The sequence below is a fragment of the Streptomyces sp. NBC_00154 genome (genome assembly GCF_026342835.1).
Lineage (GTDB): Bacteria > Actinomycetota > Actinomycetes > Streptomycetales > Streptomycetaceae > Streptomyces.
This window is the reverse complement of record NZ_JAPEMI010000001.1, coordinates 4519218-4531203: the sequence shown is the minus strand read 5'-3', so window position 1 is coordinate 4531203 and position 11986 is coordinate 4519218. Positions and strand designations below refer to the sequence as shown.

Sequence of the window (11986 nt, the reverse complement as noted above, 5' to 3'; positions counted from 1 at the left end):
GCGGACATCCCGCAGGTATCCCGTGATGCGAGACGGCCGTCCCAAGCGGAGCCGAACGGTCAGTACGGGTGCACGCCGACCGGGGCCGCCGGGGGCGGTCCGTATCCCTCGGCGATGCGCTGGTGGTACGTCTCCCGGTCGATGACCTCCAGGCCGACGATCTCCCAGGGCGGCAGCTTGGCGCTGGAGCGGTGCTCGCCCCACAGCCGCAGTGCGACCGCCGCCGCGTCGTGCAGGTCCCGTGCCTCTTCCCAGTAGCGGATCTCCGCGTGGTCGTTGGCGTACCGGCTGGTCAGCAGGAAGGGATGGTCGTTGGCGAGCTGTTCGAGAGCGCGCCTGACCTCCTTCAGCGGTGTCTCGGTACCCGAGACGCTGAGCGTGATGTGCCACAGCTTCGACCGGGTGTGTTCCTCCTTCGCCACCACCGGCTCGGGGTCGGTGGTGGTCCCGTCGGCGGTCCGGTCGACGGACCGGACCTCGTCGAAGCCGACACCTGCTCCGACGCTGGTCAAGGCGCGGCCACCCGTTCCTCGGGGCGGCGCCCCCGGGCGAGCTCGTCTCACCGGCGGCCTCCTGTGAATGCGTTGCTGTGCTGTACCCCGCTGTGTCCCCGTTACAAAGTTGACCAGCCCGGGGCCTGGCGTGGGGCGGTTTTCATGAAGGTCTCTGCCCGAAGTCCGGACTTTCAGCCGTTTCAGGGGGCCGGTCAGCGGTGCAGGATGACCAGATCGTCCCTGTGTACGACCTCGCGTTCGTACGCAGGGCCGAGTTCGCGCGCCAGGTCCCGGGTGGACCGGCCGAGCAGCTGCGGAATCTCCTTGGCATCGAAGTTGACGAGTCCGCGGGCCACGGGGCGGCCCTGGAGGTCACGCAGTTCCACGGGGTCCCCCGCGGTGAATTCGCCCTCGACGGAGGCGATCCCGGCCGGCAGCAGCGAGCTGTGGCGTTCGACGACGGCCTGCACCGCCCCGTCGTCGAGGGTCAGCGACCCCTGCGGGGTGGAGGCGTGGGCCAGCCAGAGCAGCCGGTCCGCCGAACGGCGTCCGGTGCGGCGGAAGTACGTACCGGTGTCGCGGCCGGCGAGAGCGTCGGCGGCGCGGCTCGCGGAGGTCAGGACGACCGGCACTCCGGCGGCCGTGGCGATTCGGGCGGCTTCGACCTTGGTGACCATGCCGCCGGTACCGATGCCCGACTTTCCCGCGCTGCCGATGGTGACATCGGCCAGATCGGCCGGGCCGGTCACTTCGGCGATGCGTGAGGTGCCGGGGGTGCTGGGGTCGCCGTCGTAGAGGCCGTCCACATCGGAGAGGAGGACCAGCAGATCGGCTCGGACGAGATGGGCGACGAGCGCGGCGAGCCGGTCGTTGTCGCCGAACCGGATCTCGTCGGTGGCGACGGTGTCGTTCTCGTTGACGATCGGGAGCGCGCCCATCGCCAGAAGCTGGTCGAGGGTGCGGTAGGCGTTGCGGTAGTGAGCGCGGCGGCTGGTGTCGTTGCTGGTGAGCAACACCTGGCCGACGCGTACGCCGTAACGCGCGAAGGAGGCGGTGTAACGGGCGACGAGCAGCCCCTGGCCGACGCTGGCCGCGGCCTGCTGCCTGGCCAGGTCCCGAGGCCGGCGGTGCAGGCCGAGCGGGGCGAGTCCGGCGGCGATGGCTCCGGAGGAAACGAGAACGATCTCCTTCTCCCCGCCGCTCCGGACCTTGGCGAGGACATCGACGAGCGCGTCGACCCGGTCGGCGTCGAGGCCGCCGGCCGCGGTGGTCAGGGACGAGGAACCGACCTTGATCACGATCCTGCGCGCTTCGGTCACGCCCTGCCTTGCCCCTGCCACGTGCACGTTCCTGCCCTCGTCGTCTTCATCGTCATCGGCTGCGTCTGCCTGGCCGTCAGGGTACGCGAGCAGGGTGGGCCATCGGACCGAACAGGCGTTCCCGATAATCGGACTCCCACTTTCCATCCTCCGGCCACGGAGTAATGACCGCACAGCCTGTGGATGGCATGACAACGAAAGTCACATCAAACGATTCACATATTCCATACCACCGTGGCCGGTTTCAATCATTGCGCATCAATCCGATTGACCATCGGGACATCTCATTCACCGGAGCCATGAACGGCGACAATTCCCGTTAAATTGGCTTTCGCCATTCCGGTCTGTCTCGAACGCCAGAACAAGGATGTGATCGCATGCGGCAGCTCTCCTTGCCAGGGGCCTGGGTGCATGAGCCCAAGCTCTTCCCGGACAGTCGCGGCAGCTTCCACGAGTGGTTCAAGAGGTCCGACCTCAACGACGCCGCCGGACACGGTCTGCAGCTGGCGCAGGCCAACTTCTCGGTCTCCAGCCGGGGCACCCTGCGCGGCATCCACTTCGCCGATGTGCCGCCGAGCCAGGCCAAGTACGTCACATGTGTACGGGGCGTGGTGCTCGACGTCATCGTGGACATCCGGGTCGGCTCCCCCACGTACAAACAGTGGGAAGCGGTACGTCTCGACGACGTGGTTCATCACGCCGTCTACGTCGCCGAGGGGCTCGGCCACTCCTTCATGGCGCTGACCGACGACACGGCGGTCGTCTACCTGTGTTCCGAGGGCTACGCGCCCGGTCGTGAACGCGGCATCAATCCGCTCGACCCCGAGCTGGGCATCGAATGGCCCGAGGGCGTCACGCCGCTCCTCTCCGAAAAGGATGCCGCTGCACCCTCACTGGCCGAGGCCGAGGAGCAGGGGCTGCTGCCGTCGTACGAGGCCTGCCAGGCGTACTACGCGGAGCTGCGCGCCCGAGGCTGAGCAGGCCGGGGCCGCGCGGGAAGTACGGGCGGCCCCGGCGGAATTCAGAGGTCGAGATCATCGCTGCGAGCCGCGTCGTTCCGCTGCGAGCAGGGCGGGGAACGCCTCCTCCAGCGCCGCCCGCCAGTCGCGGATCGGTTCCATCCCGGCCGCCGCCCAGCGGTCGTGCCCGAGCACACTGAACGCGGGCCGGGGTGCCGAGCGGACGAAGGCGTCGCTGGTGGTGGGACGGACACGCGCCGGGTCGGCCCCGAGCAGCCGGAAGATCTCCCGGGTGAAGCCGAACCAGGTCGTCTGCCCGCCGCTGGTGCCGTGGTAGATGCCCGCGGGGACGGCGCCGGCCAGGGCGGCCTGTCCGAGCCGGACGAGCCGGTCGGCCAGATCGGCGGTCCAAGTGGGCTGCCCACGCTGGTCGTCGACCACATCGAGGGCGTCCTTGACGCCCTCCAGTTTGATCATCGTACGGACGAAGTTGGGGCCGTACGCGCCGTACAGCCAGGCGGTACGGACGACGTAACCGGTGTCCGGGAGGGTGTCCAGCACCGCGCGTTCCCCGGCCAGTTTGGTCCGGCCGTAGGCACTGCGGGGGCCGACGGCGGCGTCCTCCGGGTACGGCTTCTCGGTGTCCCCGGCGAAGACGTAGTCGGTGGAGACCTGGAGAAGCACGACGCCGTGCTCACGGCAGGCCGCGGCGAGGACCTCGGGGCCCGTGCCGTTGACCCGCAGCGCCGCCTTTTCCTGGGACTCGGCGTCGTCGACAGCGGTCCAGGCGGCGCAGTTCACCACGACGGCGGGGCGGTGGAACTCCAGGGCGGCACGCACCAGGGCGGGGTCGGCGATGTCGAGGGCCACGCGGTTCGCGGCGACCGCGGTGACGGACTCGCCGGCGAGCCGGGCCAGGACGTCCCGGCCGAGCATGCCGGCGGCTCCGGTGACCAGCCAGACGGGGCTCACAGCGCGGCCCTGTCCTTCAGCGGCTCCCACCAGGCACGGTTGTCGCGGTACCACTGCACGGTCTCGGCGAGACCGGTACGGAAGTCCTTGCGGGGCTCGTAGCCGAGCTCGTTGCGGATCTTCGTGCAGTCGACGGAGTAGCGGCGGTCGTGGCCCTTGCGGTCCTCGACATGAATGACGCCGGTCTCCCAGTCGGCACCGCAGGCGTCCAGCAGCAGGCCGGTGAGCTCCTTGTTGGACAGTTCGGTGCCGCCGCCGATGTTGTAGACCTCACCGGCGCAGCCCTTCGTGCGGACCAGTTCGATGCCCTGCACGTGGTCGTCGATGTGCAGCCAGTCGCGGACGTTGGCGCCGTCGCCGTACAGCGGGACCGGCTTGCCGTCCAGCAGGTTCGTGACGAACAGCGGGATGACCTTCTCGGGGAAGTGGTGGTGCCCGTAGTTGTTGGAGCAGCGGGTCACGCGCACGTCGAGGCCGTGGGTGCGGTGGTACGAGAGGGCGATCAGGTCGCTGGACGCCTTGGCCGCGGAGTACGGCGAGTTGGGTGCCAGCGGGTCGGTCTCGGGCCAGGAGCCCTCGTCGATCGAGCCGTAGACCTCATCGGTGGAGATGTGCACGAAGGTCTCGATGTCCGCCAGATGCGCGGCGTGGACCAGGGTGTGAGTGCCCACCACATTCGTACGGACGAACTCGGCGCCGCCGTCGATGGATCGGTCCACATGGGACTCGGCGGCGAAGTGCACCACCTGGTCGTGCTCGGCCATCACCTTGGCGACCAGCTCCGCATCGCAGATGTCGCCCTGCACGAACGCGAAACCGGGATGGTCGCGGACCTCGTCGAGGTTGGCCGGGTTGCCCGCGTAGGTGAGCTTGTCGAGCACGGTGACGGCGACATCTCCAAGCCCCTGCGGGCCGAGCACCGTGCGGACGTAGTGCGAGCCGATGAAGCCGGCCCCGCCGGTCACCAGGATGCGAGTGGTCATGAGGAGATTTGCACCTTGCTGTGGTCGCCGAGCACGAGTCGGTGGGCGGACGGGGAGCGGGGCGCGGGGGTCACTTCGACGTCATGGCCGATGAGTGACGCCTCGACGCGACGGACACCGTCGATCGAGGCGCCCCGCAGGACGATCGAGTACTCGATCTCGCTGTCCTCGATCCGGCAGTCCTCCGAGACCGAGGTGAACGGACCGACATACGCGCCACTGATCACCGAGCGGGCGCCGATGATCGCGGGGCCGACGATCCGGCTGCCGCTGACCTTGGCGCCCGCCTCGATCCGGACCCGGCCGATGATCTCGCTCTCGTCGTCGACGTCGGCGCCCTCGACGGACGGCTCGACGGTCTCCAGCACCGTCCGGTTGACCTCCAGCATGTCGGTGACATTGCCGGTGTCCTTCCAGTACCCGCGGATCGTGGTGGAGCGGACGTCGCGCTTCTGGTCGATCAGCCACTGGATGGCGTGCGTGATCTCCAGCTCGCCCCGCCAGGAGGGCGCGATGGAGCGCACCGCCTCATGGATGACGGCGGTGAAGAGATAGACGCCGACCAGCGCCAGATCGCTCTTCGGCTCCTTCGGCTTCTCCTCCAGCGCCGCCACCCGGCCGTCGCCGTCGAGTTCGGCGACACCGAAGGCGCTCGGGTCGGGCACCCGGGTCAGCAGGATCTGCGCATCGGGCCGGTCGGCGCGGAACTCCTCGACCAGGCCGGCGATCCCGCCGACGATGAAGTTGTCGCCGAGGTACATGACGAAGTCGTCGTCCCCCAGGAAGCGCCGGGCGATCAGCACCGCGTGCGCGAGTCCGAGCGGCTCGTCCTGCGGGATGTACGTGACCTCGATGCCGAACCGGGAACCGTCACCGACGGCCGCGCGGATCTCTGCGGCAGTGTCGCCCACAATGATGCCGACCTCGGTGATGCCCGCTTCCGCAATGGCTTCCAGGCCGTAGAACAGCACCGGTTTGTTCGCCACCGGGACCAGTTGTTTGGCAGAGGTGTGCGTAATGGGACGGAGCCGGGTGCCGGCCCCACCGGAAAGTACGAGAGCTTTCATTTTCCCTGCCCGATGGTGAGATTCCGGTCATGTCGCGACCGCGACCTTCGGGGCGATTTTACTGAGATTCACTGTCCGATCTGCCGCGAATGGACCCATGAAATCGAGATGCGCCCGATTGACACTCGGAAACATTTTCTCGTCTCGTACGCTTCTTCCGTCGCGAGAGAGGGTTGCGGGAATTATTTTCCGCACCGACCGCGTTTCCGCCCGCCCGAGGCCATCCGAGGCCATCCCCGGACTCAGGTCCGCACTCCATCTGCGCGGACCGGCCCGCGACTGTCCGCTCACAGGTGCCTGACGGGGTGTGCACAGCCGCGCGGTCATCATCTAGAATGGTTGTACGAAGCTGCATATTGTTACATAGTCCTCACCTGAGCCACACAAGTGGATGACGTGCCTTCTCTACGGTGGGGGCGGATCACACCCACTTCCGGGGCCCCGGCCCTGGCTTGACCAGTCGGCCCGACCACCGTGCCATCCGGCCGCAACCGCGCCCTGCGCGAGCTCGAGCTGCTTGGAGTCCCCCGAGTGCAACCTCTTCCCCTCACTATGCGGCCTGCCGCGAAGCCCTTCTTCATCTTCGTGCTGGCCGCGTCGTTCGTCGCCCAGGCCACCGCCGCGCTTCTCCCGAACGTCCCCCTGCTCATCGCGGCCACGGCAACCGGTCTCGCGACAGAAGCCGCCCTGCACCGCTGGCAGCCAGGACTGAACTCGCAGTTCACCAAGGTCAGGGCCGATGTCACGGTACGACAGGTCATACGTGACCTCCTGCTCGTCGTGGGCGTGCTGGAACTGGACAGCCAGCAGCAGGAAACGGCCTACCTCCCCCTCGTCTGCGGGCTGCTCTTCTTCTACGCGCTCCACTTCGCCGGTCACGCCACGGCGATCCTTGTGCGCGCCAGCCGCACCATGCCCCTGCTCACGCGCAACATCGACGCCTCCGCCCTGCGGATCACCCCGGCGCCCCCCGCGCTGCTGATGGGCGGGCCCGGTCCGCGGCTGCTGCTGTTCGGCCTGCCCGCGACCGCGGGCCTGCTGGTGACGGCGGCGAGCGACGAGCCGGAATACGCCGCGGCCGGCATCGGGCTTTCGGTCCTTCTCGCCTGCACCGGACTGGCCGTCCTGCTGTGGCGGCTCGCGCGTCGCCGTCCCGCCTCGCAGGAAGAGGTGCTCGACTGGTTCGACGCCTGGCTCGCCGAGTACCAGCCGACCGTCGGCATGTACTTCTCGGGCGGCTCCTCGTCCGCGTACCAGGCCAACATGTGGCTCGACACGCTGGCCCGGACCGACGGTCGCCCGCTCATCGTGCTGCGCGAGCGCTTCATGATGCAGAAGATCGGCGCGACGGACATCCCCATCGTGTGCATCCCCAGGGTCGCCCAGCTGATGCGCCTCGAGCACTCGACGCTCAAGATGCTGATCCACCCCGCGAACTCGGGCAAGACCTCGCAGGTCCTGCGCATCCCGACGATCAAGCACGCCTTCGTCAACCACGGTGAGAGCGACAAGCTCTCCAGCTGCAATCCCTACGCGAAGGCGTACGACGAGGTCTGGGTCGCGGGACCGGCCGCCCGGGAGCGCTACGCCCAGGCCGAGGTCGGTATCGACGACCGTGACGTGGTGGAGATCGGCCGCCCCCAACTGGCACCGATCGCCCCGTACGCGGGGCCGCCCACCGGCCCGTTCACCACCGTGCTCTACGCCCCGACCTGGGAGGGCTGGGACGGCAACCCCGGCAACACATCGGTGATCCTGGCCGGCGAGAACATCGTCCGTGCGCTGCTCGCCGATCCCGGGGTACGGCTCCTCTACAAGCCGCACCCGATGACGGGTTCGGTCGATCCGCGTGCGGGAGCCGCGAACGAGCGCATGCAGGAGCTGATCCGCGAGGCCAACCGCCGGCGCACCGGCTCCCGGCCCGGCCCCGAGGCCGCGGCCGCGCTGGCCCTGCGGACCACGGAGCTCGAACGGGTCACCGCCTCCACCTTCCGGAAGGGTTCGGACGACGCGGAGCGGATGCTGGCCCAGAGCGCACCGGTTGCGGGCCGTGCCGAAGCGGTCGCCGCGGCCACCGCAGCCTGGGAAGAGACCTACTGGGAATCCCTGCCCGACTGGGAGCACCAGATCATCACGGCCCCGCAGCCCGCGCTGTACGCCTGCTTCAACCAGGCGGATCTGCTGATCAGCGATGTGTCGAGCGTGGTCACCGACTACCTGGCGAGCGAGAAGCCGTACGCCGTCGCGAACACCAGCGAGCTGCCGGAGGACGCCTTCCGGGAAGCGTTCCCGACGGTCCGCGCGGCGACGATCCTCACCCCGGACGCCGAGGGTGTGGCGGCACTGCTGCACTCCGTACGCAATCCGGAGCACGACACGCTGGCCCGGAGCCGTGCCGAGCTGAAGCTTCATCTGCTCGGCCCCTCGGATCCGCCGTCGCTGGAGCGCTTCAACGACGCGGCACGCAGTCTCTGCGCGATGGCGGACGGTCACCGTGCGCGCATGGCGCAGCGGCTGCTGTCCATGATTCCGGCGCCGCGCGGGGCCGGAACCGAGGAAACGACGACGTCGGCGGAGGCTTCGAAGTCCCTGCTGAAGGCAACGCCCGAGGTATAGCGCCCGGCGCACCGGCACCACGGCGAAGGGACCCGCAGGCATGCGGGTCCCTTCGCCGTTGCTCTTCGTGACGGGTGGTGGAGCCTACGGGTGGTGGTGGAGCCAGCCCCGCCACGCGGAGTCGATCATCTCGTCCACTCCGTACGTGGCCGACCAGCCCAGCTCCGTCCGGATCCGGTCGGCCCCGGCGACCACGCGCGCCGGGTCACCGGCACGGCGGGCCGTCACCTCCGGGGTGAGGTCGCCGCGGCCGGTCACCTTGAGGATCCGGTCGACCATCTCCTTCACGGAACTGCCCTCACCGCGGCCGATATTGAGCGTGAGGTCGGTACCGCTCTCGGCCTCGTCGAGCCTGCGCACGGCCGCAAGGTGCGCGGAGGCTATGTCCTCCACATGGATGTAGTCACGGATGCATGTGCCGTCGGGCGTCTCGTAGTCGTCGCCGAAGATCCTCGGTCCCTCACCGGCCGCCAGCCGCTCGAAGACCATCGGGATGAGATTGAATACTCCGGCGTCGGCGAGCTCGGGGGAGGCGGCACCCGCGACATTGAAGTAACGGAGCGATGCGCAGCGCAGACCGTGGGCCCGAGCGGCCGCATGGATCAGCCATTCTCCGACGAGCTTCGTCTCGCCGTACGGGCTCATCGGCAGACACGGGGTGTCCTCCCTGACCAGATCCACATCCGGCATGCCGTAGACGGCGGCCGACGAGGAGAACACCAGCCGGTCGACACCCGCCGCGACCATGCTCTCCAGGAGTGTCTCCAGCCCGGTCACGTTCTCCCGGTAATAGTGGAGCGGCCGCTCGACGGACTCGCCCACCTGCTTCTTCCCTGCGACGTGCACCACGCCTGTCACACCGTGGTCACGGATCGCGGCGTCGAGGCGCTGCCGGTCGAGCACGCTGCCGACCACCAGGGACACCCCGGCGGGAATCTTCTCTGCGCTTCCCGTCGACAAGTCGTCATACACGACTACCGACTGACCGCCCGCGAGCATCGCACGCACGACATGCGCCCCGATATATCCCGCCCCACCTGTAACCATCCAGGCCATTCGCGCGTCTCCCTGTACGAGGTCATACCGTCGGCTTCACTCTACGTGTGGGAAAAATGGAGTCGCGCAAATAGGACCAATCGGCACTATCGTTCAATATGCCCCCTCGTAGGGGAGGTGCCGGGACGGACACCTTCGGGTGAAGTCCCGGCCAACGCAGGGCCACAGCGAGCCAATGACGATCAATTACGCTGTCCGGGTACTTCGGCGCCATCCCGTCGTTCGACGGTACGAATCGGCGCCGTCACACGGACCCTCGACAGCTCTCTGGACTGGTGAAGGATGCCTCGACTGACACTCATCGCACCTGCCTACAACGTGCAGGGATACATTCGGGAGTGCATCGACTCCGTACTGCAGCAGGACTTCACCGACTTCGAGATCGTCGCTGTCGACGACTGCTCGCCGGACGGTTCCGGCGAGATCCTGGACGAGTTCGCCCGTCGCGACACCCGTGTGCGCGTCCTGCACCTCGGTGAGAATGTGGGCCTGGGCCGCGCCCGCAACGCCGGCATCGAACAGGCGACCGGTGACTATCTGCTGTTCCTGGACAGTGACGACACCCTTGCGCCCGGCGCCCTGGGCGCCATCGCCCGGCGGCTCGACGCGACAGACGATCCCGACGTCCTGATCTTCGACTACACGCGCACCTACTGGGACGGCCGGCGCCTGCCGAACCAGCGCGCCGACCTGCTCGCCGAGACCGGGCCCGCGGTCTTCTCGTTGGCGGACCGTCCCGAGCTGCTGGACCTGCTGCAGATCGTATGGAACAAGGCATACCGACGCGACTTCGTCACCCGGCACGGCTTCCAGTTCCCGCCCGGTTATTACGAGGACGCCCCCTGGACGTACTCCACCCTGATAACCGCGGACCGCCTGGCGGTGCTCGACCGCACGTGCGTCTTCTACCGGCAGCGACGCGAGGGCGGCAACATCCTCCGTACCGTCAGCCGCAAACACTTCGACGTCTTCGACCAGTACGACCGCATTTTCGCCTATCTGGAAAAGCACCCCGAGCTCGACCACTGGCGCACGGCGGTCTTCCGGAAGATGGCCGATCACTATCTGACCATCATGGAGAAGCCGGGCCGGCTGCCGCGCAACGCACGGTCCGAGTTCTTCCACCGGGCGTCCGCGGACTACAGACGCAGACTGCCGGACGGCTTCGTACGCCCCTCGGGCGGCCGCGGCTACAAGTACGCGCTGCTCGGCATGGGCTCCTATCCGGCGCTGGCCGCCGCCACCCGGGCCCGTCGGCTGCGCAACCGGTCCCGCCTTCGCAGCCGCGAACGCGTCATCCGCGCCAAACGCGCCGCCATGGGGATGTTCTACCAGTCCCAGCTGAGGCTGGGACTGGACGACAACCTGGCGGTGTTCTCCGCCTACTGGAGCCGCGGCTACTCCTGCAACCCCGCGGCCATCGACGCCGAACTGGCCCGTCTGGCCCCGCACATCCGCCGGGTATGGGCGGTCAGGACCGACCAGGTCGGCCGGGTGCCCAAGGGTGTCGAGGTGGCGGTCGTGGGCTCCCGTTCGTACTGGACGGCGGTGGCCCGCGCCAAGTACCTGGTCAACAACGTGAACTTCGCCAACGCGGTGGTCAAGCGCGAGGGCCAGATTCATCTGCAGACCCATCACGGCACGCCGTTGAAGACCATGGGGCTCGACCAGATGAACTTCCCGGCCTCCACCAGCATGGACTTCGAGGACCTGCTCAAGCGCTGTGACCGCTGGGACTACAGTCTCTCCTCCAACCGGTTCTCGACCACGGTGTGGGAGCGGGTGTATCCGTGCCGGTACACCTCCCTGGAGACCGGCTATCCGCGCAACGACGTCCTGATCAACTCAACTGCCGCCGATGTGGCAAGGGTTCGCCGGGAGCTCGGCCTGAAGGACGGCTCCAGCGTCTTCCTCTACATGCCGACCCACCGCGAGTACCAGAAGGACTTCACCCCGCGGCTCGACCTTCCACGGCTGGCCGATGAACTGGGCGAGGACGTCACCCTCCTGGTCCGAGGCCACTACTTCTACAAGCCGAACGGGCGGATGGCCGAGCTCCAGACCAGCGGTCGCATCATCGATGTCTCGGCGCACCAGTGTGTCGAGGACCTCTACCTCGCCTCGGACGCCCTGATCACCGACTACTCGTCAGCAATGTTCGACTATGCGAATCTTGATCGGCCGATCGTGATTTTCGCCGACGACTGGGACACCTACAAGGCGGTCCGCGGTACGTACTTCGACCTGATGGCCGAGCCTCCCGGCGCTGTTGCGACCAGCCAGGCGCAGCTCACCGAGATCCTCGGATCCGGCGAGTGGCAGAGCGAGGAGTCCGCCACCCTCCGCAGCCAGTTCCGCGAACGATACTGCGACTACGACGACGGTCACGCCGCGGAGCGTGTCGTCCGCAAAGTCTTCCTGGGCGAGGAGAGTCTTCTTCCCGTCGTGCCGCTTGCCGAACGCAAGCCGGCACCCTCCCCAGCTCAGGCGCTCGAACCGGTCGAGCGGGTCTGAACCGAA

9 protein-coding genes are annotated in these 11986 nt (G+C 68.0%); 3 read left to right on the top strand and 6 right to left on the bottom strand.

Annotation, left to right across the window (positions count from 1 at the left end):
• Positions 1-59: 59 nt before the first annotated feature.
• Both OHA03_RS20265 and proB read right to left on the bottom strand, forming a co-directional pair.
• A complete protein-coding gene (locus tag OHA03_RS20265) occupies positions 60-563 on the bottom strand; it encodes a hypothetical protein (protein ID WP_267005223.1) in 504 nt (167 codons plus the stop codon).
• 143 nt (positions 564-706) lie between these two features.
• Positions 707-1813, bottom strand: coding sequence for a glutamate 5-kinase (gene proB / locus OHA03_RS20260; RefSeq protein WP_267008106.1), 1107 nt, complete (start codon positions 1811-1813; stop codon positions 707-709).
• Positions 1814-2190: 377 nt separating this feature from the next.
• Here proB and OHA03_RS20255 point away from each other — a divergent pair, with 377 nt between their 5' ends.
• Positions 2191-2790, top strand: a complete 600-nt coding sequence (locus tag OHA03_RS20255; RefSeq protein WP_267005222.1) for a dTDP-4-dehydrorhamnose 3,5-epimerase family protein — start codon at positions 2191-2193, stop codon at positions 2788-2790.
• A 57-nt stretch (positions 2791-2847) separates the two neighbouring features.
• Here the strand turns inward: OHA03_RS20255 and rfbD are convergent, their stop codons facing one another.
• Genes rfbD through OHA03_RS20240 form a run of 3 tightly spaced genes read right to left on the bottom strand, consistent with a single transcriptional unit; the run spans position 2848 to position 5794 of the window.
• On the bottom strand, positions 2848-3744 hold the full coding sequence (gene rfbD / locus OHA03_RS20250; RefSeq protein ID WP_267005221.1) for a dTDP-4-dehydrorhamnose reductase: 897 nt from the start codon (positions 3742-3744) through the stop codon (positions 2848-2850).
• On the bottom strand, positions 3741-4727 hold the full coding sequence (gene rfbB, locus OHA03_RS20245) for a dTDP-glucose 4,6-dehydratase (protein WP_267005220.1): 987 nt from the start codon (positions 4725-4727) through the stop codon (positions 3741-3743). Before rfbB ends, rfbD begins: the two co-directional genes overlap by 4 nt.
• Positions 4724-5794 (bottom strand): glucose-1-phosphate thymidylyltransferase, encoded by a 1071-nt coding sequence (locus OHA03_RS20240; RefSeq protein WP_267005219.1) that lies wholly within the window; start codon positions 5792-5794, stop codon positions 4724-4726. The genes rfbB and OHA03_RS20240 overlap by 4 nt, the downstream gene beginning before the upstream one ends.
• 552 nt (positions 5795-6346) lie before the next feature.
• On the opposite strand from OHA03_RS20240, the gene OHA03_RS20235 reads away from it, so the two are divergent.
• Positions 6347-8410, top strand: coding sequence for a hypothetical protein (locus tag OHA03_RS20235; protein WP_267008105.1), 2064 nt, complete (start codon positions 6347-6349; stop codon positions 8408-8410).
• A gap of 84 nt (positions 8411-8494) precedes the next feature.
• Here the strand turns inward: OHA03_RS20235 and galE are convergent, their stop codons facing one another.
• Entirely contained in the window at positions 8495-9466 is a 972-nt protein-coding gene (gene galE / locus OHA03_RS20230; RefSeq protein WP_267005218.1) for a UDP-glucose 4-epimerase GalE, read from the bottom strand.
• A gap of 282 nt (positions 9467-9748) precedes the next feature.
• On the opposite strand from galE, the gene OHA03_RS20225 reads away from it, so the two are divergent.
• Positions 9749-11980, top strand: a complete 2232-nt coding sequence (locus OHA03_RS20225; RefSeq protein ID WP_267005217.1) for a bifunctional glycosyltransferase/CDP-glycerol:glycerophosphate glycerophosphotransferase — start codon at positions 9749-9751, stop codon at positions 11978-11980.
• Positions 11981-11986 lie beyond the last annotated feature (6 nt).

Bases quoted from the DNA above. Each gene is read 5' to 3' on its own strand.
- galE (WP_267005218.1), bottom strand. From the start codon at position 9,466: ATGGCCTGGATGGTTACAGGTGGGGCGGGATATATCGGGGCGCATGTC.
- OHA03_RS20235 (WP_267008105.1), top strand. From the start codon at position 6,347: ATGCGGCCTGCCGCGAAGCCCTTCTTCATCTTCGTGCTGGCCGCGTCG.
- rfbB (WP_267005220.1), bottom strand. From the start codon at position 4,727: ATGACCACTCGCATCCTGGTGACCGGCGGGGCCGGCTTCATCGGCTCG.
- OHA03_RS20225 (WP_267005217.1), top strand. From the start codon at position 9,749: ATGCCTCGACTGACACTCATCGCACCTGCCTACAACGTGCAGGGATAC.
- OHA03_RS20255 (WP_267005222.1), top strand. From the start codon at position 2,191: ATGCGGCAGCTCTCCTTGCCAGGGGCCTGGGTGCATGAGCCCAAGCTC.
- OHA03_RS20240 (WP_267005219.1), bottom strand. From the start codon at position 5,794: ATGAAAGCTCTCGTACTTTCCGGTGGGGCCGGCACCCGGCTCCGTCCC.